This window comes from Pseudoalteromonas sp. JC28 (genome assembly GCF_013319255.1).
In the GTDB taxonomy this organism is placed as follows: Bacteria; Pseudomonadota; Gammaproteobacteria; order Enterobacterales; family Alteromonadaceae; genus Pseudoalteromonas.
The window spans coordinates 174,211-193,964 of sequence record NZ_QOKX01000008.1 but is presented as its reverse complement, the minus strand read 5'-3'; the positions used below and the strand labels follow the sequence as shown (position 1 = coordinate 193,964).

The window sequence follows — 19,754 nt, the reverse complement described above, 5'->3', positions numbered from 1 at the left end:
AATCCCAAAGCCATTTTAGACGGATGAAAGTAACAAGCTATGTCTTACTGGCAATATTAGAGATCCATACCCGTCAGCATTAAAGGCAGTAGCAATACCACTAACTAAGGGCTATTGATAGTATCTCACTAACCTGACAAAGGCATCCGCAGTTTTAATAGTTGGATTATTTTTACCATCAGCAAACTGATACACCCAAGCAAACTGAGGTTGACTAGTCTGGGTCGTCGCAGACCAGTAATTATTACTTTTGGTCGTTGGAAATACCGTTATGTTTATCGCTGGAGTCACACACTCGTGATACACAATACTGGCAAGCTCTTTAACGTTAGGTACTTGCCAGTCTGTAAACCCTGCAAATTGGTCTTCGTTGGCAACCACCAATGCCTGCTGCCAAGTAAGTTGCTGAGCATTGTCTTCACAGCTTTGAGAAGTCGCGTTGTAACTTTGCCCAAAGTTGCAGCGCTGCCACATTAATCCCGTTTGGCTATCCAGCACTGTACCGTTGCTATTTATCGTATAACGGCTGGTATTGGAGCCAGTACCAACGCAAGTTTGCGCTTGGCAAACAGCCGTGAATGACAGAGTAAATAGTATAGTTGTAATAATTTTCATACCACGCTCCCTAAGGATTCCTAACCAACCTAACAAATGCGCTGCTAGACTTTTCTACTGCAAAATCATTGCCCGTATCCATGTCGATAACATAAGCCCTTCTCAGCGTGCCACCGGTACCATCTAAACTCGACTGCAAGGTCCAGTAATAGCGATGACCAAGTGTTGTTGTGCTAGGTAAGTTAGGGAAAAGCGCTTCATCTATCACCGCAGTACCTGCACTGCCGTAATCTAGTAGTCCAAGTAGTTCCATATAAGTTGGTAAGCGCCAATTGTTACCACCACAGTAACTTTGCTCTCCAACGGCAGGGTTATTTACTTCATCAATCAAAGCTTGAATACCACAGTGACTATCCTGCGGGCAGGTTGTATTTGCTGCGGCCTGCACACTCCCCTCGGCAATCGCTCCATCTACCTCAACATACCAGGTATAACTATTTTGTGCGTTGCGAGAAGAAGTGTTTGGTAATGTACCCGAACTCGCTTCTTTTACTTCCCAAATAAGTCCCGTGACGTTATCACGAACGCAAGCAAAGTCGGTAGCGTCATCAGGCAGTTCATCCGCAAAGCGATTTAGTTTGGTAAAGTCAAAACCTGCTCGACCACTGCCTTCTTTCGCCACCTGAGTGGCAAAATTATCACGCCCACGCTGTGCATCTTGAGCCGTAAACTGCGTCATACTACAGGTGATCACATCCGTATTGTTAAAACACGCGGTTTGGCCACTGTCGTTTAGTTTACCTAATGGCTTTTTCTCTATATCAATGCGCACGGTGTCGGTAGCTGAACGGTTTTGTGAGTCAGTAACGGTCAGCTCAAATTCCACTTGCGACAAAATATTTTGATCTGGTGCGTTAAAAGTTGTTGAACACCCGGTAACAGAACTTAATGCTACCTGAGTGCCAGACGTCACTTGCCGCCATACACACTGTTTCTGACCAGATACCGTATCACTGTTTGAACCATCAAGCGTGACCTCATCAAACTCTTGCACTTGCTGGTCGCTCCCAGCATCCGCCACTACTACATCCGAATTCTCAAGTAGCCCGAGGGTAAACTGGGTACTGGCTTGTCCGCCTTCATCATCGGTAACCGTCAACTGCCAGATTGACGCCTGAGAGGTAGCCAATAATGGGTGGACAAAAGATAAAGTAGCTGTATTCAAACCAATTGGCTGTATTGTTGTGGGACCACTCACTTGTTGCCATTGATAAGCAACCACTTGGCCATTTTCGTCTGGATCGGAGGAGCCTGCGCCACTGAGGACAATAGTATCTTTATATTTGGCTGGTAGTGTTTCCGGTGCAGTTTGGCTGATACTTGGTATAGGTAATTGGTTGTTAGATTTGATAGCAACCGTCACTTGGTCGCTTGCAAGACTGCCATCAGGCGCAACATAGTCAACCTGAATAAGTAAATTGACATCGGCTTTGATATCCGGTGCAACAAAAGCGGCTTGTTGCTCCGTAATTGGAAATTCACTGACGTTTGCACCAGAGATAACCTGCCAGTTAAAGGTGCCGCCAGCAGGTGATGCTTGAGCATTCAAGGTGACTTCTGTTTTTTCGGTCACTTGGATATCAGCACCCGCATTAACCGACGCACTGACTTGACTCGGTTCATCACTCCCAGAGCCTCCACCACAACCCGTTAATATTAGTGCAAGTACAACCCAACTTCCCTTGAATGCATTCATATTATTCCTTTTGAATTATAGATAACTTTCTTGATGTATCCGCACAAACAACTTAGTGCCAACTTTACTATAATCTACTTTGTATTCTCGACCATCTAAAGCCTGAATAAACAACAACCGCTTCACTTCACCAAACACATCAATACTCGAAACGTGGACGACTTCTAAATAACGCTCTTTAGCCTCTCTTCGATTTCTCGGCAGCTCTTCCTTAAAAGGCACCAAGCCGTTTGCAGTCACCTTGATTTTTGGGTGTGCTTCACCATTTACAATCACAAGATCTAACTTCTTCTCTTTGTGAATAATGGTATTACGCCCACTTTTAATATAGGCCGTTTCTAAGCTCATATTGGTGTATCCTGTTACATCTTCAGTAGGTGGTTTGTTCTTCTAACAATGCTTTTACCACCTCTTTAGGGTTAAGTTTCCAGCGGTTTAACATGACTGAAAATTGCCAAATATCCCTGTCTAAGGCAGTCGCGGGGATCAATAAATCATATCCCGTCACTGTCTTTAAATTATCCATCCGGTTTGCAAACATTGCCATTAAACCAGTATATTCTTTTCCCGCCTTGGAGCGAAAAACGGTTTCTTCTATCAACCATTCAGATGGGCAGTTGCCATTTTCGCAATGCATTTTAACAGCTTGTAAAAAAATATGCCGCTGCTCGATCAATAATTTACCCGCAAGTCGAGGTGTTAAATTTAATAAAAACGCATCAATATCATTAAGTTTAATACCAACTGCATTTAACTCAAGTGTTTCAACACCTTGTTGAACTTTGGGAATGCCGCTGGAGTGGAAGTTTACAATGGATAGCGGCCAAGCTCCATATTTATGCACATACCTAAACTCTTGTTCTGTAAAGTATAAACTAAAATATGGTTGCTGACTTTTAAGAAAGCCAACAAAAATAGCCACTAACATGGCACTGGCAAGAAATATTTCTACAATAGTAATAGCTGTACCACGCAAGTTGACAAAAAGCATGATAACAACCAAACCAATTGCACCAACCAGCATAAATTCAACGCCATTGCGGTCAGCGGTTGCACGTAGTTTTGCTTCAAGCATGGGTATACCAAGCATAAAAGATATACATGATGATCGCCCATGCGACTAATTTACGTATTGTGATGCATCGTTTACATGAATGACTGCGTTTCATAATATTTAATTTAGGTACAAACACTTAAATTGAATTACATTTTCGTTTAATGCACAAATTTACAGGATATGCCGTCGACTTTGTTAGCCTTTAATTTTGTAAACTAGAGACAAATTATAATCTGGGTCACTTTTATGCGTCATCAATCAGGAAAAGCACTGTTTCCTTTTATCATTGTAGTGCTAGTCGTCATCAGCGGCTATTTATATTTACCAGCCTCGGAAGGCAAAATGAGTGGCAACTCAGCACCCGTAACCTCCGTTCAAGCTCATACCGTAACTAAAGAGGAGCGTATTATTGCTGTTCACTCTATTGGTTCCGCCAGAGCAAATCAAGCAATCAACGTGAGTAGCGCCCAAAGCGACTATGTGGCAGCCCTCTTTTTCGATGACGGAGACGTAGTAAAAAAAGGTGACAAGCTAGTCCAGTTGCGTGATGCCGAAGAGAAGCTCGATATCGAAGCGCTGAAAGTGACGCTAAAGGAAGAAATTAGACAACTAAACCGCCTTAAAGACCTCGCAAAAACCCAATCGGCGGCTCGCTCTCAATTAGAAGCACAATCAGCAAAGGTTGACACCTTAACGGCACAATTGGAAGCCACCAAAACAAAACTCGCCGAGATGACCATTTATGCGCCATTCGATGGATTATTGGGTACTCGAAATATCTCTATCGGTAGCTTCGTAAACAACAATACTGTGATCACCACACTCGATGACATTAGCATCATCAAAGTGGATTTTCAGGTACCAGAAAAATACCTAGCGCAACTACAGCTTGGTATGCAAGTGAATGCACAAAGTGAAGCTTACCCAGAGCAACTATTTACCGGTAAGGTCTCCCATATTGACCCGCGTATTAATGAACAAACGCGCTCGGTACGAGTGACAGCAAGTTTCACCAATCTAGACCATAAACTCCGCCCAGGTATGCTACTACACATGGGATTGGAACTGGCTCGATTACAAGCCCTTGTGGTGCCAGAAAAAAGCATCATACCAAGACAAGATAAGCATTTTGTATTTGTCATTGACGACCAAGGTAAAGCGCAACAACGTGAAGTGCACCTGCAAACTCGCTTTAGCGGCTGGGTAGCTATCGATGAGGGGCTTACAGAGGGACAACAGGTGATCACGGAAGGCACCCTGAAGATCCGCTCAGGCTCAAAAGTTGAAATAAAGGGGTAAGGCGACGTGAGAATCACTGATACGGCGGTAAAGCGCCCGATCTTCGCGATCGTTATTAACTTACTGCTGCTGACCTTTGGCTTAGTGGCATTTACTATGCTACCGCTGCGCGAATATCCTGATATTGAAACCCCAATAGTCAGTGTAAGCACTAACTACACAGGCGCATCAGCGGAAGTAGTAGAAACCAAGATCACCCAAGTATTAGAAAACCGGATTTCGGGGATCGAAGGGATCAAAAGCATAAATTCCAGTAGCCGCAATGGTAGTTCCAATATCACTATCGAATTTAATATCGATCGCGACATCGACGCTGCTGCAAATGATGTGCGTGAGCGCGTTTCTCGAGCGCTGGATAGGTTGCCAGAGCAAGTTAGGCCGCCTGAAGTATCGAAATCAAACAGCGACGAAAGCCCTATCGCTTGGTTTGTACTCAACAGCGAAACCATGGATACCTTGCAGCTTTCAGACTACGCCCAGCGCTTTATCGTTGACCGTCTGGCGGTTGTTGATGGCGTATCGAATGTACGTATTGGCGGTGAACGTCAATACGCCATGAAGATTTGGCTAGACCGAAAGGCGATGGCCGCTCGTGGAGTCACAAGCAGTGATATTGAACAAGTGCTACGCAGAGAAAACGTAGAATTACCCGCTGGCGAAATTGAATCCGTTGACCGTGATTTTTCTGTTCGTATTGCCAGAAGCTATAAGACTCAAGAAGACTTTGACAACCTAGTAATTAAGCGCGGTGAACAAGGCTATTTGGTGCGACTTGGTGAAGTCGCGCAGGTGGTACTTGAAGCCGCTGACGACGAAAGTACCTTCCGTGGTAATGGTAAAAATATGATTGGCCTTGGTGTTGTTAAGCAAGCCAAAGCCAATACGCTAGAAGTGGTCGACAACGCTCGTAAAGAGCTTGAAAAAATAAAGCGCAACCTGCCTCAAGGCACCACCATAGAAGACAGCTACGATTCTTCTATTTTTATCCGTGAGTCCATTGCTGAAGTATACAGCACACTTGCGATTGCCATGGCGTTGGTGGTACTCGTTATCTACATCTTCCTTGGCAATATCCGCGCTACGCTGATCCCTGCTGTTACCGTGCCGGTAGCCTTAGTTGCAACCTTTATGTTCTTACTGGCCATGGGGTATTCTATCAACTTGCTGACGCTGCTTGCACTTGTGCTTGCCATCGGCCTTGTGGTCGATGACGCCATTGTAATGCTAGAAAATATCTACCGCCGCATCGAGCTTGGCGAACCCAAGTTACTGGCGGCATACCGTGGCGCGCGAGAAGTAGGCTTTGCCATCATTGCCACAACGCTGGTTTTGGTTGCCGTGTTTATTCCCTTAGTCTTTATGGATGGTCGTATTGGTGCCCTATTTACCGAATTTGCCTTTGCAGTAAGTGCTGCGGTGCTGTTTTCCAGTATTACCGCGTTGACCTTATCTCCTGCCCTTTGCTCCAAAGTATTAAAGCCCAGCAATAAAGAAAACCGCTTTAGTCAGTGGATGGACCGTCAATTTGGACGACTAGAACAAGGATATCGCCGTGTTTTACAAGACAACTTATCGCGCAAATACAGCCTGATCGTGATGTTGGCACTGGCGGGTTTTACCAGCTACAGCCTGTTTAAACAGATCCCGTCTGAACTGACACCAAAAGAAGACCGCGGTACTTTCTTCGTTATGATGAATGGCCCAGAAGGGGCAAGCTACGAAAACAACTCGCAAAATATGGCAAAAATTGAAGAGCGCCTACTACCTTATGTAGACTCAGAGGAACTTAGCCGCGTGCTTATTCGGGTGCCTGGTTGGGGTGGTCAAGGCGGTGTTGCTATTATCGGCATGCCAGACTGGGATGAGCGAAAACGCTCTACTTGGGAAGTCATGGATGAGATCAGCGGTAAAATGCAAGATGTTACAGATATTCGCGCCTTCGCTATTATGCGCCGTGGTATTGGCGGCGGCGGTAACTCACGCCCTATTGAGTTTGTACTGCAAGGTAACGACTACGATGAGTTAGCTGCATGGCGCGATCGCATTCTAGAACGCGCACGAGAAAATAAAGGACTGGTTCGTCTCGATCACGATTACAAAGAAACCTTCCCACAGTTTTTGATAAGCATTGATAAAACCAAAGCTGCAGACTTAGGCGTGTCGGTAAGTGCTATAGGCCAAACGCTAGAAACCATGCTGGGACAACGTCGTGTTACCACCTTTATTGACCGCGGTGAAGAATACGATGTGATCTTAAAAGGCACCAAAGCCGACTTCTCTGCCCCAGATAATATTTCTGATATTTATGTGAAATCTCGTAGCGATGAGCTCGTGCCATTAGACAGTTTGATCACCATAAAAGAAGAAGCCACAGCTTCTCGATTAAACCGCTACAACCGTATGCGCGCAATCACTATCACGGCAAACCTCGCTGGCGACTATACACTGGAGCAAGCCCTCGACTTTTTAAATAAAGTTGCCGCCGAAGAGAATGATATCGACGGCGCCATCGACTACAAAGGCGAATCACAGCTGTTTTATGAAGGTGCATCAGCAATGACCTATGTGTTTATTCTGGCGCTCACCGTTACTTTCTTGGTATTAGCCGCACAGTTTGAAAGCTTTGTCCATCCACTGGTTATCATGCTCACCGTACCGCTGGGCTTAGTCGGTGCGATGTATGGATTATTTATCACCGACAGCACGCTAAATATTTATAGCCAAATTGGTATTGTCATGTTGATTGGCCTTAGCGCCAAAAACGGTATCTTAATCGTGGAATTTGCTAACCAATTGCGTGACAAAGGCATTGCCTTCGAACAAGCCATTGTCGATGCTGCAGCGCAGCGATTAAGACCTATTATCATGACCTCGCTAACAACCGTGATGAGCTCCATCCCGCTTGTGTTTGCAACAGGCCCAGGATTCGAAAGCCGCATGGTGATCGGTGTCGTGATTTTTGCAGGTGTCAGTGTTGCCACCATTTTAACCTTGTTTGTTATCCCAACCGCCTATACTTTACTAGCTAAGAAGACGCAATCTCCAGAAGAGACGACAAAACGTCTTGAGGAGCAGTCGCAACAACATCCTGAGCAGGAGGTATAATGGCAACTTTACAAACAGCAACTTTTGGTGGTGGTTGTTTTTGGTGTATTGATGCGGCATTTCGCCGCGTCAATGGCGTTGAGTCAGTGCAATCAGGTTACGCAGGTGGCCACACAGATAATCCCACCTATCAAATGATATGTCGGGGAGACAGTGGCCATGCTGAGGTAGTCCAACTGCAATTTGATGCCGATATTGTCAGCTTTGATACTTTGCTTAATATGTTTTTTACTCTGCATGATCCAACGCAGTTGAACCGCCAAGGCAACGACATTGGTACTCAGTACCGTAGTGTGGTGTTTTATCATGACCAGCAGCAACAGCAGCAAACTCAAGATTGTATTGCGCAGCTTCAAAGCCAGTTAAGTGAAAAAATAGTGACTGAAGTTAGCCCAGCGCCTGAATTTTATCCTGCTGAGCACTATCACCAAGATTATTACACTGAAAACCCAAACCAAGGCTATTGCAGTGTGATGATTGCCCCTAAAATTGCAAAATTTGAAAGCTATTTTGCGGCAAATTTAAAGCACTAAACTTGTGTGCCGAACGCAATAGATTGCGTTCGGCTTACGCCTTACGGCAACATAGGTATAGCAAATACATAAAAACTAGTGCGGCCATCTTTAATCCGCAAATGCCCACGCGTTACTTCCATTTCTAAATTCGCAGTATCACCAGGTCTTAAGGTATCTAAGCCTTTAAGCGGAACAACACCTGAATTGATTAACTGGGCATTGTGTTTAATGACCTGCGGAATATCTTCGCTCATATCCACACCTAAGAATTCAAACACATCAATCACAATACGGCTAAATTCAGTATAAAGCTTGTCAAAAATCCCCGGAGTCAAGGTATCTATCAAATCGAGGATCCACGGCAGCTCTACTTTTGTCGTCACCACAGGCTTAAAGCTAGAAATTAAAGGATCTAACTCAAGCTGCTGGGTACGTACATCATACTTACCTTTGATGGTGACATTTTCGTTGTTAATATAGACATGGATATAAATATTCATCCCAAGCTGCTTCTTACGGAACTTAGCGTAAGACTTCAAATCGAAACCATCGATCAACACCGGTACTTTATTTTGCGCATCAACTCTACCTGCGATTTTCATATGCATAGTGCCGTAGAGGCTAGTCGTGTGGCTCACTTTATTTGAACTAGATTGTGCGGCAATATTGTTGACGATATCGGTCGTCAACTCTTTGTAGTTATGTTCCACATTCGAAAATTGCTGATGAATAATATCTGAAACCTGCGTATACATTTCCTTTGGACCTTGGCTAGATGTTGTCCTGCCAGTAGACCAACACTCGCCACCGGTATAAATCACAGGCACAGATATAGGCGTTAGGTGATCGTTGCCGGGGTGACGATAGTACATCATGCTGCGGATCCGACTACAGGTTTGCGATGGCGCGTTAAACCAAGCGAAATCGCCCGCCATTGATTGTGTTGAAAATTGAGGTTCAAGCTGGTTTTCAGGTAGCGAAGCTTGCGCTGATGTGACAATCCCAAGCGTGAGTAACCCAAATAATAGTGACTTCATGTTCTTTTCCTTAAGGTAGTAATAATACAAATCAAATCTATTATCAACCACACATAAGGCAGAACACCAGTTACAAATGTAATGCAACTAAATGATAAATAAGAAAAGTGATCCATTACTCACGATGGATCACTCTGGGTATTGAAAAGCTTTTAACGTATTAGAAGCTGTAGCTCACACCAACGTAGGCTTGTCTACCTAGTGGCTTATAGCCCAGTAAAGAGCCATCTTTTGCTTCGCCCGCTGTGGCATTGAAATAACGCTTATCGGTTAAGTTTTCAATACGGCCATTTAACTTGAATCCGTCGAAAAACGTATAGTTAGCAGCTAAGTTAAACAGCGTATATGACGGTAAAGTCACTGTATATGCACCTTCAGCTCCCCATACTTTATCGTCGCGATTACCTCTATGGACTAAGGTCAGTGTTGCGTCGACATTTTCCCACTCTTTACTGACTGAATAAGTTAAGGTGCGTCTCGCTCTGCGCTGTAATTGCTTATCGGTATCTGCGTCTTTAGCACTCACATAGCTCACATTTACCGTATGCTCGATACCAAAGTTGTCTTCAATTTCAACAGAAAGATCAGCACCTTCAAAGTCAGCGCGCTGAACATTGTAAGGGATGTATTTCCATTTATCATTTTGCTGATAAACGATTTTATCGGTAATACGGTTATCGTATACCGCAGCTTCCACACGGAAGTTCTCGCCGCTCCATGTAACAATAATTTCGTTATTAGTAGCTTCTTCTGGCTTAATATTTGGGTTAGGTAAATAGTAAGGACTATCAATCACAAACGCCTGTGATAAAGAAGGTGCTCTAAAGGCAGTACCATGATTCAACTTAACACTTAGGCCATCCATGAGTTGCTTGCCGACAGCAACCGTGTAGGTGTTTGCACGACCATGAAAATCATAATCATCCGTTCTCAGTACAACCTCTGCCAGCCAATTTTCATCGTTGTAAAACCCACCGAGTGCTAAAGATAAATTATCACGCTCAGGCTCTGAAAAAGAGGCGGTAGAATCACCAACATCTTCATTTAGAAAGGTAAAGTTACCCGTGAAGATCAAAGCTTCAGTTAAACTATATTGCGACTGATATTCAAATTGGCTGCGTTTGGTGACATAAGCGTTATCGTCAGCACTATTACCGATTTGAACATTTTGTTCCTTACCTAAGCTGTATGACGCACTTTGGCTAAACTTATCAGTACGTCTTTTCCACGCCAACTTATTGGTGTAGTTATGGAAACGGTAAGCATCACTACCAAAAGAGTCATACTCCCCCTCACCTTCACTGTACTGTGAACGTAAGCTAAAAATGCCACTTTCTTCATCACCATACTGCACATTTAAACCGGCATTACCGTTATAATATCCATCACGGTCATGGTTTTTTGTGATTGCAGCTTCAGGGTCTTTCTCAATCACATCATAGCCATCGGTATGAGTGTAACCCGCATTAGCTGCAATACTAAACTTGTCTTTTTTGTAATTTACCGTCGCTTCGGTCTTGGAGTAATTGTTACTCCCAGTCGTAAACGCGATAGTATTGTTATTCCCTTCGCGACTAATAATGTTAATCACGCCAGCAATGGCATCTGAACCATAAATCGCAGCTTTGGCACCACGAATGATCTCAATTCTTTCGATGCTATTAAGTGGTAAATTAGTGAGCGAATTGTCACCGGAGTTTGCATCCGTCACTCGAACCCCATCGATTAACACTAGCGTATGCTTAGCGTCATTACCGCGTAGGAATAAACTCACGCTTTGGCCAAAGCCACCGTTTCTAACAGCTTGAATACCAGCGACATTATCGAGTAGCGATACGACATCTTGAACATTGCTTTTTTCAATTTCAGCGCGACCTATAACCGTAATGGCAGACAGTGCGCTTTCTAGAGATTGTTCAAATTTATTGGCAGTAACAGTGATATGTTCAACATTTTGATCCGCAAATGCTGAAAAAGAGAGCGCCGTCGCTATCGCCGCGCTTAGAGCAGTTTTATTTAACATGGTTTCCCCTAACTTGTACCCACCGTACAAGAACACAAAGTGACTGTTTCAAGGCCGGTCTCCGGGCTCAGTAAATCTGCAGATTAGCAGTTCACTCTACCGTTGCGGGGGCAGCGCTGGCATAGAACCGATCCAAGCTAATCACGTGTAATAAACTGTCTTACTCAATTTATTATTGATTCACGCAATTAGATGTTCCCTTGTGTTCGCACCAGTTTCCCGATTATCTATACACTTAGCAACCACACTAGGTTGTGTACAGCACCTTGAAAATGCGAGGCTATTGTCTTGGGTTTCGGAATGATTGTCAATGGACGTCTAGAAATCCAAAAGTGCAATCTATGCACTTTTGGAATGGAGTAAAGCGTAATTAGTCGCGGAAGTTTTTGAATTGAAATGGTTGGCCAAGCTCACCGGTACGAATCAATTGCATCGTTTCTTGCAAATCGTCACGCTTTTTACCCGTTACACGCACCGTATCGCCTTGAATTGATGCTTGAACTTTAACTTTTGAGTCTTTAATAAGCTTAACCAGTTTTTTCGCCATCTCTTTGTCGATGCCTTGTTTTAACGCCACCTTGCGCGATACGTATTTGCCTGAACGTTCAATGTCTTTTAGCTCAAAGCTTGCCACATCAAGGCCACGCTTTGCCGCTTTACCCACTAACATATCGAACAACTGCATAACTTGCTGTTCTGCTTCCGCTTTAAGGTTGATCATTTCACCGTTAAGCTCGATTGATGCATCTACGCCACGAAAATCAAACCGCGTATCAAGCTCGCGAACCGCGTTGTCTACAGTATTTTTTGCTTCTGTCATATCAATTTCAGATACAATATCAAATGAAGGCATGCTTCTCTCCTAAAGTCATTTTGGCTCGATTATAGCAGTTTATGCTTAATTTGAGTTACTTTAAGTTTTTAAACAGCGTATTAGGATGTTCACCCAATGGACAGTTTTCGATGGTATACTGCTCGCTTAGTCATACAGAAGTAGGATGTATTGTGACACGGCGCGTTTATAAAGCTCTTTTGATTATCTCTTTAATTATATGTACGGTGCTATTCGCAAAGGAAATTAGCTTGTCTCCAAAGCTGTTCCCAAATATCGATAAAGTGGCGCATTTTGGTGTATTTTTTGTGCTTGCGTTTATCTCTCACCATGCTTTTAAAGTGAAAGTATGGACACACATAGTACTGCTGTCCTTGTATGGTGCAGGAATTGAGTGGATGCAACATTCATTACCGTATCGCCAAGCATCTACCGCTGATTTTTTCGCTGATTTAGCCGGTGCGGTCAGTTATTTTGTTCTATTTTATATTTGGGCAAGTTGGCGCAACAGAAAACATGGCTAATATACATATTTTAGGTGAAGGGGCGATAGGATTACTGCTCGCCCAGCACCTTAGTCAATCTCATCAAATTACGCTGATCACTCGAAATAAACGCGCGGCGACTTATCGCTATCAAACAGCAAGTATTCAACAAACCATCCCATGCAGCACCAAAACACTTGCAGAACTCCCTGCCAGCAGTATAGATACGCTAATCATTCCCGTTAAAGCATATCAGGTCATCGAAGCACTCCGAGCGCTTCGCCCTACACTTTCAAAAAATGCAACGCTAATCCTTAGTCATAATGGCATGGTAGATTGGTCTGGTGAGTTAGCAGCGCTTGATAAAACACAATCAGCCTACTTCTTAAGCACATCCATCGCAGGCTATAAAGTCGCAGACACTGTGCATCATACAGGACAAGGTGCAACTTGGTTTGGGCCGTTAAATTTACCAGCTGAATGCCACTACCAGCGCGTATTCTCGCAACTGTTTAGCACATTTGACAATGCTCAAACCACGTTTGACATCATGCCAACACTTTGGAAAAAGCTGGCGGTTAATATTGCCATTAACCCGTTAAGTGCATTGGAACAAGTCGCAAATGGTCAGCTAAGACAGCCCAAATACGCGGCCCAAATCCTTAATTTAATGAATGAAGTACAACTTGTGGCCACAAGTACAGGCGTGAACTTAGCGCTTAGCGAGCTAGTCACGCTTGCTTACACCGTAATGGCGCAAACTGCAAACAATCGCTCTTCAATGAATCAGGATATCGCGAATAACAGACGCACAGAAATTGACGCCATGTGCGGGTATATTTGTGAGCTAGCAGCGAAGCAAAATATCGATGTGCCGTTTAATCAACAGTTACTTGAGGAAGTGAATAAGCGCTGGCAGCTAGCGCGACAATAGACTTAACTTCTCGGCGGGTAAACCGCCTCCCACAAAACTATTTATACCAATTGCATTAAGTAAATGAGCTATTTTGAAGCGGGGAAATAGCTTTAGTAGCAAGGCAAAAATTTTGCTATTTAGTTGTTCTAAATGAGAAATTTTTAACGAAGCTAATATGATATTTCACCCTTCAAATTGATTGAAGAATTAATTCAATTGGTATTACACAGCGATTCCTTTAGAAACTCAATCATCTTTTATTCGCTTCATAGCCTTATGATAAACATCACTACGTTCACGCTTTCCCACTGCTAGCATAGTTACAACGATAATGTCGTCTTCAACTTTGTAGACTAGGCGGTAACCTGATTGGCGTAGTTTTATTTTGTACATGTTGTCAGCACCAGATAGCTTCGACGCTGGCACATGGGGATCCTTGAGGCGTTCAATTAACTTTTTCTTGAACTGCGATTGCAGGGTAGAGCCTAGTTTACTCCATTCTTTGAGTGCACTCTTTTTAAAACCGAGTTTATAAATCATTAATATTTATTGAGATACTTTCTTCAGATTCACGCTCTTTAGCAATAGCGAGTAGCTCAAGATCCTCGAGCCTGTCCATCATTATCTCGTATGCTTCTGCAGGCACACAATAAAAAGCAGGTTCATTTCGATTAAGCACAGCGACAGGTTCTCCGTCAGCACTTGTTGCAACTTTCATAGGGTTTGCTTTTAGTTCAGTAATGCTCGCAGCAACATCTGCTAATATTCTAGTGGTCATAAAATCAGTCTCTTAACTGGTCTTTATATCGACTATATTAGTCGTATAAATAAGCAATAACAAGCGCCCTCTTGCCTCCCCACAAGACGTACGTTGGGTAAATCCTAAAGTCTCACCCAACGCTTGTTAACACGCTTTTTAAGGACGGTACACCTTGACGTTTGCATAGCCATTTTCATGCAGAATAAGTGCTTGTAACTGGCTCATTACGCCTTTCGAACAGTACAAGTAGTATGCTTTGTCCTGTGGTAAGTCGCCAAACTTAGTGGCTAATCTAAAGAAAGGTAAGTGGATCACTTGTGCACCATCTAGCTCTAGAGGGTTTGCATCTTCCTCTTCAGGGGAACGAATATCTAGTACCACCGCGTTGTCAGGTAATTCACTTACCGATTCCGCTTCTTTCACTTCTTCTTTTGCTTCAGCTTCAATATCACGAATATCTTTTACCGTCGCGTTCGCTACAACTGTATTCAATACATCAAAGTCAAACTTTTCTTCTTCAGCTAATATCTTGTGAAGCTGTGCTTTTACCGTTGGTTTTTGAGAGATCACACCACAATATTCAGGCATTGCTTCTGCCATTTCATTGGTGCCAATCGCTCTGGCAATACGAATAATCTCTTCTTTATCGTGTTGAATAAGCGGTCGTAATATCAGCATCTCTGTAACACGGTCAATCACGTTAAGGTTAGCCAAGGTTTGGCTCGATACCTGACCAATACTTTCACCAGTTACCAGCGCAGGGATCCCTAAACGCTCTGCAACCACAGCACCTGCACGCATCATCATGCGCTTTAGTACCACGCCCATTTGTCCGCTTTCGATATTTTCAAGAATTTCTGCAACAACCGGCTCAAAGTCAATCGTAATAAATTTAACTTTGTGGGTAGAGCTAAATTGTTTCCACAAATAGTGGCTCACTTGCTTAACGCCAATTTCGTGGGCTGCGCCACCTAAGTTAAAGAACAAAAAGTGCGTTCGCGCGCCTTTTCGCATCATTTGATAAGTCGCAACACCCGAGTCGAATCCGCCAGAAACCAAAGACAGCACGTCTTCTTGCGTTGGTAGTGGGAAGCCACCTAGACCAAAGTGCTGGTGACGAACGATGTAGGCTTTATTGTCTTTGACTTCGATTTTAACCGTCACATCAGGTTTTTTCAGTCTTACACTGGCACCCTCTACATTTTGGTTTAAACCGCCACCAACATAACGCTCCACGTCGCTTGAAGTAAACTCATGCTTACCTTGGCGCTTTACACGCACGCAAAACGTTTTGCCCTTGATCAATGGCTCAACCAAAGCAATCGTTTGTTGGTAGATATCATCAAGCGTGTCGAACTGTGTTTCTTGCACCTCAATAAACTGCACAATACCTGGCGTGCGTTTAAGGTGGTCAATTAGACCAAGACGGGTTTTCTCGTCACTTAGCTCGCTCGTCACTGAGATATTGTCCCAGTTATTTTTAACTTTTACGTTTTCGTCAACGCGAACCAACAGCATTTTGATGTTTTTCTCTAATACTTTGGTAAAACGCTTACGGACGGATTTGCTCTTAATAGCAATTTCGGGATGTAATTTGACGATAAATTTAAGCATAAAAGTCACTCTACTACAGATCGATTATCGGTTGCGATGACGCACTGATTTGACCTAAGCGGACTTTATCGTGGCGCACACTGACCGAGGACAGTTCGGGCGCGCGAGTATATCAAACTCAGAGCCGATTAGGAAATAAACAAACCTTTTCCCTTTGTGCTCTACAAAGCCTTTTGCCGTGCTCACCCAGGCAAAAGGCCCGCTTAATTATTTCAGGCTAAGCAATACTCGGTAAGCTCGCCTCTGCCAGTGCTTGATAATGCTGCTGAAGTTGTGCCACTTTCGGTGCGCTCATGGGCGTCGCGTAAGGTTTAAAAATCATCAGAACTTTAACAATACCATTGTATATATCTTGTTGCTCAAGGACGCCTGTCATTCTTCTGGCTTTAACATAAGGAGTCCAGAAACTAACGGTCATTTTCAACATATGCGCGAGCTCTTTAGCATCGTCATCATCTATGGTGATCACGCCTGTATCTCTTAGACCAATTACCACAGCTTTTACTTGCTCAAGTAAGCGTGACTGAAAAGCAATGTAGTTTTTTTTCAATTCATCATCACGAGCCAAGATGTCTGTCAGATTGTCGTAGAAAAAGTGATAACGCCACATCAGGTCGAACAAGGAGTCTAAATATTGAGTTAGCTGCTCAAGCGGCTCATTGTGCTGCTCCAGTGGCTTAAAGTGCGTATTTAAATGCTCGCTATAAAGCGCGAATATTTGCCGAATGATGTCTTCTTTATTTTTAAAATGATAGTACAAATTGCCAGGACTAATCCCCAAACTGGACGCTATATGGTTTGTCGTAATCGCGCGCTCTCCATGCAAATTAAATAACGCGATGCTGGTACGTATTATTTTTTCCTTGGTATTCATTACGATTCTCTATCTTTGTTGATAACGTGGTCGCGCTATTGCTAGTGTTAATAGGCTATTGCGCGCTCCATGTGAAAAAATAGCACTAATTTTACCTCTAGATAAGCTTAGATCCGACAAAGCTGACCAGTGTTTTTTCAAAAAAACCTTGTTACCATACAAAAAAATTCAACATAGTTACGCTTATGAAAGTCATCGCCCTCTACCCTGGCACATTTGATCCCCTCACTAATGGACATGAAGACTTAATCAAACGTGCAGCAAAAATGTTTGATACCGTGATCTTGGCAATTGCCCATAACCCAAATAAACAGCCTTGTTTCTCACTAGAGCAACGTGTTGCTTTGGCTGAAGAAATTTTAAAGTCACATAAAAATGTAAAGGTGATTGGGTTTTCAGGATTACTCGTTGATTTAGCGAAAGAGCAAAAAGCCAACGTGCTGATCCGCGGTATTCGCGCGGTGTCTGACTTTGACTATGAGTTCCAGCTGGCCAATATGAATCGCCGTTTACATCCCGATTTGGAAAGCGTATTTTTAACGCCATCTGAAAAGAATTCATTTATCTCGTCAACTTTAGTAAAAGAAGTTGCACTTCATAAAGGCAATGTCAGTGAATTTGTTCACCCGCTGGTTGCCAAAGCTTTAGAGGAAAAACTACACGGATGAAAAAGTGCCTATTATCCCTAGCCGTATTGGTTGGTACTTATGCGCATGCTTCACCTTGGATAGAGGTGTCACAAAGTGAGCTTAAACACAGCATAGATTTACTGGTTGCAGAAGGCGTGATAAATCGCCCAGTTAATCAATATCCTCTGTTGTGGAGCGGCATTGTTAATGACCTTGCCGCTATTGATGACAGCAATCTCTCTGAAACCGCAAGCTTTGCATTGGCACATTTACGCCATGCACTAAAACAAGCAAAAAGAGAAAGATACAGTAGTGTAAAAGCACATTTTAACGGTGCTGAAGAGCGCTCAACAGGCTTTGGTGAACGTCAAAATGAACGTTCAGGCTTGCGTACTTATGGCGTTATTACCGGCGGTGCTGTTAGCGCTAAAGTTGCGGTTAACTACGCAGATGAAAGCCAAGATGGAAAATACGTGAATCACCACGGCAGCCACCTTGCAGTGTTGTTTGGTAATTGGTCTCTCAGCGCTGAGCGACTGAGTTACTGGTGGGGCCCGAGCAACGAAAATGCGCTGATGCTTTCAAACAACGCAGCCCCCATGAAGGCGGTTCGTTTAAGTCGTGCCAATAACAACTATATTGGACCGAGCTTTTTCTCTTTCGTTGGTCCTTGGCAAGTGACGGCCATTATGGCAAAACAACGCCCAAATATAGCCAGTAAAAAGGATGGCGACTTTTGGGGGTTTAGAGCGGCTGCTTTTCCAATTCAAGGGCTAGAGCTTGGCTTTAGTACAACATCCAGCGACTTTGTTTATCAACAACAAAACCTTGAAAGCGAAAAGCAAACGCAACGCCTCACCAGCGTTGACTTCAAATACTCCACTCGGATAGCAAGTCAACCACTCGCTTTATACGGTGAGCTTGCAGGCAATAACGACAGTGGTGCATTACCAAGCAATCCAATGTACACCCTAGGTATTGAAAGTTATTGGGGTGGTAAAGACTATCGCCTTAAAAGCTTTATTGAATATTCAGATACAAGCATTGATTGTAAAGACGAGCTAAAGCTCGCGCTTTGCCCAAGAGACAATACCGTGGATTCAGCGAACTACCGTGAACGCGACCTCTGGCTTGGAGCAAGCTCGGGATTGGACGCTAAAAACCTCACTTTCGCGTTAGATTACTTCAGCACAGATGGCATTGGTGCTTATGCCAAACTGAAGCGAGTTGAATTTGACACATTAGACGTTGAGCGAAACCAGCTCGAGCTCGGTTACCAACAAGGTGTGTTTGGCGCGCTTGCTAAAATTGGCGTAAAAGCATGGCAAGATAAGTCTCAGGAAGAAGACGAAAGCCACGCAGCACTCACGTTGAGCGTGGAATATCAGTTTTAACGAGCGGCCATCGCCGCTCTTTTATTATGGCGTATAATCCAAGAAAGTCCTTAGGAATAAGCCAAACGACAATTAAAAGCCAATCGGTTATATACATTTCGACAATGTATAACCAGCAAGCACGAAAAAGCGGTACAAACACAAGACTATGATAAATAAGTAAAAATTACAATTTAAATCGACTAAAGTTTCAAGCTACCTTAGCTCTCACATTACTTATAGCCCATTTAATACCTAACCAATCTTTATTGACTAATAAAGAAGCAACCATAATAAAGTCCACAGAAATCACTATGTATGAGTATAAATACCATAAGAACCAGCGTGTTACATTTTCATAAATATATGTATCTATAAACATAAAGAAGAACATTAAAGTATTAATAACCAAACCTACCGTAATATATAAAACGCCAACTTCGAGCTTTTCATCTTTAAAAAAAGTATACGCGACTAGAAAAAGAATCAATAAGGTAAAGAGATCAAACAAAGCAAATATTCCGTGAATAGCCGTATTGTAGCTATCAGAAGCAATGATAAAATCACTTACAAAGTAGGAGGTAAATAACAGGATAGAAGCAAAGAGTAGCTGTAAATTTTTCTGGACTTTTAGTATATAAAAAAATAGATGTAGCAGTGTGGCCATCAAGAAGCCCCATATTACAAGGGCTCCTATACTCATACCAAAAAAGTCATAAATTAACATTAATCATTAGTACGGTTCTTTAGACCCAGGCGGAATTATTGCACTTCCACGTGCGCCAGATACCATCTCAAGTTTACTTACAGATTGAATCACCTTATCAGAAAGTGGCTTTGCTTGACCAGTTGTTTTAGCTTGATTTTTTCTCGCTAGGATTGTTTTTATCATGAAATTTCCCTCAATATTTACAAATTAGTCTT

At 43.2% G+C, this 19,754-nt stretch carries 20 protein-coding genes and 1 riboswitch; of the genes, 7 read left to right on the top strand and 13 right to left on the bottom strand.

Annotated features, from left to right (window positions below; all coding sequences use genetic code 11):
* Window positions 1-111: 111 nt before the first annotated feature.
* Genes DS891_RS18640 through DS891_RS18625 form a run of 4 tightly spaced genes read right to left on the bottom strand, consistent with a single transcriptional unit; the run spans window position 112 to window position 3,386 of the window.
* A complete protein-coding gene (locus DS891_RS18640; RefSeq protein ID WP_010607142.1) occupies window positions 112-615 on the bottom strand; it encodes a DUF1566 domain-containing protein in 504 nt (167 codons plus the stop codon).
* Window positions 616-625: 10 nt separating this feature from the next.
* Window positions 626-2,311: a DUF1566 domain-containing protein gene (locus DS891_RS18635; RefSeq protein ID WP_102057578.1), complete on the bottom strand. Its 1,686-nt coding sequence runs from the start codon at window positions 2,309-2,311 to the stop codon at window positions 626-628.
* A gap of 15 nt (window positions 2,312-2,326) precedes the next feature.
* Window positions 2,327-2,659 carry a hypothetical protein gene (locus DS891_RS18630; protein WP_102057579.1) on the bottom strand — a complete coding sequence of 111 codons (333 nt, stop codon included), beginning with the start codon at window positions 2,657-2,659 and terminating at the stop codon, window positions 2,327-2,329.
* A 22-nt stretch (window positions 2,660-2,681) separates the two neighbouring features.
* A complete protein-coding gene (locus DS891_RS18625) occupies window positions 2,682-3,386 on the bottom strand; it encodes a DUF2982 domain-containing protein (RefSeq protein ID WP_017218431.1) in 705 nt (234 codons plus the stop codon).
* Between the two features lie 228 nt (window positions 3,387-3,614).
* Here DS891_RS18625 and DS891_RS18620 point away from each other — a divergent pair, with 228 nt between their 5' ends.
* From DS891_RS18620 to msrA, 3 genes are read left to right on the top strand one after another with little or no spacing between them, the layout of a single operon-like run.
* Window positions 3,615-4,667: an efflux RND transporter periplasmic adaptor subunit gene (locus tag DS891_RS18620; RefSeq protein ID WP_010607138.1), complete on the top strand. Its 1,053-nt coding sequence runs from the start codon at window positions 3,615-3,617 to the stop codon at window positions 4,665-4,667.
* A 6-nt stretch (window positions 4,668-4,673) separates the two neighbouring features.
* Window positions 4,674-7,772 (top strand): efflux RND transporter permease subunit, encoded by a 3,099-nt coding sequence (locus DS891_RS18615; protein ID WP_039492778.1) that lies wholly within the window; start codon window positions 4,674-4,676, stop codon window positions 7,770-7,772.
* Window positions 7,769-8,305, top strand: a complete 537-nt coding sequence (msrA, locus tag DS891_RS18610; RefSeq protein ID WP_174170634.1) for a peptide-methionine (S)-S-oxide reductase MsrA — start codon at window positions 7,769-7,771, stop codon at window positions 8,303-8,305. The genes DS891_RS18615 and msrA overlap by 4 nt, the downstream gene beginning before the upstream one ends.
* A gap of 41 nt (window positions 8,306-8,346) precedes the next feature.
* Here the strand turns inward: msrA and DS891_RS18605 are convergent, their stop codons facing one another.
* The 3 genes from DS891_RS18605 to DS891_RS18595 form a co-directional block, all read right to left on the bottom strand.
* A complete protein-coding gene (locus DS891_RS18605; protein WP_010607135.1) occupies window positions 8,347-9,324 on the bottom strand; it encodes a hypothetical protein in 978 nt (325 codons plus the stop codon).
* A gap of 160 nt (window positions 9,325-9,484) precedes the next feature.
* A complete protein-coding gene (locus tag DS891_RS18600; RefSeq protein ID WP_102057583.1) occupies window positions 9,485-11,347 on the bottom strand; it encodes a TonB-dependent receptor in 1,863 nt (620 codons plus the stop codon).
* A 34-nt stretch (window positions 11,348-11,381) separates the two neighbouring features.
* Window positions 11,382-11,628: riboswitch (cobalamin riboswitch) on the bottom strand.
* An 89-nt stretch (window positions 11,629-11,717) separates the two neighbouring features.
* The gene (locus DS891_RS18595; RefSeq protein ID WP_174170591.1) at window positions 11,718-12,200 is read right to left on the bottom strand and encodes a YajQ family cyclic di-GMP-binding protein; all 483 of its coding nucleotides are present in this window, start codon (window positions 12,198-12,200) and stop codon (window positions 11,718-11,720) included.
* 152 nt (window positions 12,201-12,352) lie between these two features.
* On the opposite strand from DS891_RS18595, the gene DS891_RS18590 reads away from it, so the two are divergent.
* The gene (locus DS891_RS18590; RefSeq protein ID WP_174170590.1) at window positions 12,353-12,703 is read left to right on the top strand and encodes a VanZ family protein; all 351 of its coding nucleotides are present in this window, start codon (window positions 12,353-12,355) and stop codon (window positions 12,701-12,703) included.
* Entirely contained in the window at window positions 12,696-13,598 is a 903-nt protein-coding gene (locus DS891_RS18585; RefSeq protein ID WP_174170589.1) for a ketopantoate reductase family protein, read from the top strand. The genes DS891_RS18590 and DS891_RS18585 overlap by 8 nt, the downstream gene beginning before the upstream one ends.
* 228 nt (window positions 13,599-13,826) lie before the next feature.
* On the opposite strand, the gene DS891_RS18580 is transcribed toward DS891_RS18585, so the two are convergent.
* The 4 genes from DS891_RS18580 to DS891_RS18565 form a co-directional block, all read right to left on the bottom strand.
* Window positions 13,827-14,120 carry a type II toxin-antitoxin system RelE/ParE family toxin gene (locus DS891_RS18580; protein WP_174170588.1) on the bottom strand — a complete coding sequence of 98 codons (294 nt, stop codon included), beginning with the start codon at window positions 14,118-14,120 and terminating at the stop codon, window positions 13,827-13,829.
* Complete coding sequence (locus DS891_RS18575) at window positions 14,110-14,358, bottom strand: type II toxin-antitoxin system Phd/YefM family antitoxin (RefSeq protein WP_010607130.1); 249 nt, start codon at window positions 14,356-14,358, stop codon at window positions 14,110-14,112. The genes DS891_RS18580 and DS891_RS18575 overlap by 11 nt, the downstream gene beginning before the upstream one ends.
* 138 nt (window positions 14,359-14,496) lie before the next feature.
* The gene (thiI, locus tag DS891_RS18570; protein WP_010607129.1) at window positions 14,497-15,954 is read right to left on the bottom strand and encodes a tRNA uracil 4-sulfurtransferase ThiI; all 1,458 of its coding nucleotides are present in this window, start codon (window positions 15,952-15,954) and stop codon (window positions 14,497-14,499) included.
* 217 nt (window positions 15,955-16,171) lie between these two features.
* On the bottom strand, window positions 16,172-16,828 hold the full coding sequence (locus DS891_RS18565) for a TetR/AcrR family transcriptional regulator (RefSeq protein WP_010374241.1): 657 nt from the start codon (window positions 16,826-16,828) through the stop codon (window positions 16,172-16,174).
* A 185-nt stretch (window positions 16,829-17,013) separates the two neighbouring features.
* On the opposite strand from DS891_RS18565, the gene coaD reads away from it, so the two are divergent.
* Window positions 17,014-17,496: a pantetheine-phosphate adenylyltransferase gene (gene coaD, locus DS891_RS18560; protein ID WP_010374242.1), complete on the top strand. Its 483-nt coding sequence runs from the start codon at window positions 17,014-17,016 to the stop codon at window positions 17,494-17,496.
* Window positions 17,493-18,851, top strand: a complete 1,359-nt coding sequence (locus DS891_RS18555) for a capsule assembly Wzi family protein (protein WP_174170587.1) — start codon at window positions 17,493-17,495, stop codon at window positions 18,849-18,851. The genes coaD and DS891_RS18555 overlap by 4 nt, the downstream gene beginning before the upstream one ends.
* A gap of 190 nt (window positions 18,852-19,041) precedes the next feature.
* Here the strand turns inward: DS891_RS18555 and DS891_RS18550 are convergent, their stop codons facing one another.
* The gene (locus tag DS891_RS18550; RefSeq protein WP_254605953.1) at window positions 19,042-19,497 is read right to left on the bottom strand and encodes a hypothetical protein; all 456 of its coding nucleotides are present in this window, start codon (window positions 19,495-19,497) and stop codon (window positions 19,042-19,044) included.
* 66 nt (window positions 19,498-19,563) lie between these two features.
* Window positions 19,564-19,722: a hypothetical protein gene (locus DS891_RS18545; protein WP_167310205.1), complete on the bottom strand. Its 159-nt coding sequence runs from the start codon at window positions 19,720-19,722 to the stop codon at window positions 19,564-19,566.
* Window positions 19,723-19,754: the final 32 nt, after the last annotated feature.

Bases quoted from the DNA above. Each gene is read 5' to 3' on its own strand.
- DS891_RS18640 (WP_010607142.1), bottom strand. From the start codon at position 615: ATGAAAATTATTACAACTATACTATTTACTCTGTCATTCACGGCTGTT.
- DS891_RS18635 (WP_102057578.1), bottom strand. From the start codon at position 2,311: ATGAATGCATTCAAGGGAAGTTGGGTTGTACTTGCACTAATATTAACG.
- DS891_RS18630 (WP_102057579.1), bottom strand. From the start codon at position 2,659: ATGAGCTTAGAAACGGCCTATATTAAAAGTGGGCGTAATACCATTATT.
- DS891_RS18625 (WP_017218431.1), bottom strand. From the start codon at position 3,386: ATGCTTGAAGCAAAACTACGTGCAACCGCTGACCGCAATGGCGTTGAA.
- DS891_RS18620 (WP_010607138.1), top strand. From the start codon at position 3,615: ATGCGTCATCAATCAGGAAAAGCACTGTTTCCTTTTATCATTGTAGTG.
- DS891_RS18605 (WP_010607135.1), bottom strand. From the start codon at position 9,324: ATGAAGTCACTATTATTTGGGTTACTCACGCTTGGGATTGTCACATCA.
- DS891_RS18600 (WP_102057583.1), bottom strand. From the start codon at position 11,347: ATGTTAAATAAAACTGCTCTAAGCGCGGCGATAGCGACGGCGCTCTCT.
- DS891_RS18595 (WP_174170591.1), bottom strand. From the start codon at position 12,200: ATGCCTTCATTTGATATTGTATCTGAAATTGATATGACAGAAGCAAAA.
- DS891_RS18585 (WP_174170589.1), top strand. From the start codon at position 12,696: ATGGCTAATATACATATTTTAGGTGAAGGGGCGATAGGATTACTGCTC.
- DS891_RS18580 (WP_174170588.1), bottom strand. From the start codon at position 14,120: ATGATTTATAAACTCGGTTTTAAAAAGAGTGCACTCAAAGAATGGAGT.
- DS891_RS18575 (WP_010607130.1), bottom strand. From the start codon at position 14,358: ATGACCACTAGAATATTAGCAGATGTTGCTGCGAGCATTACTGAACTA.
- thiI (WP_010607129.1), bottom strand. From the start codon at position 15,954: ATGCTTAAATTTATCGTCAAATTACATCCCGAAATTGCTATTAAGAGC.
- DS891_RS18565 (WP_010374241.1), bottom strand. From the start codon at position 16,828: ATGAATACCAAGGAAAAAATAATACGTACCAGCATCGCGTTATTTAAT.
- coaD (WP_010374242.1), top strand. From the start codon at position 17,014: ATGAAAGTCATCGCCCTCTACCCTGGCACATTTGATCCCCTCACTAAT.
- DS891_RS18555 (WP_174170587.1), top strand. From the start codon at position 17,493: ATGAAAAAGTGCCTATTATCCCTAGCCGTATTGGTTGGTACTTATGCG.
- DS891_RS18550 (WP_254605953.1), bottom strand. From the start codon at position 19,497: ATGGCCACACTGCTACATCTATTTTTTTATATACTAAAAGTCCAGAAA.
- DS891_RS18545 (WP_167310205.1), bottom strand. From the start codon at position 19,722: ATGATAAAAACAATCCTAGCGAGAAAAAATCAAGCTAAAACAACTGGT.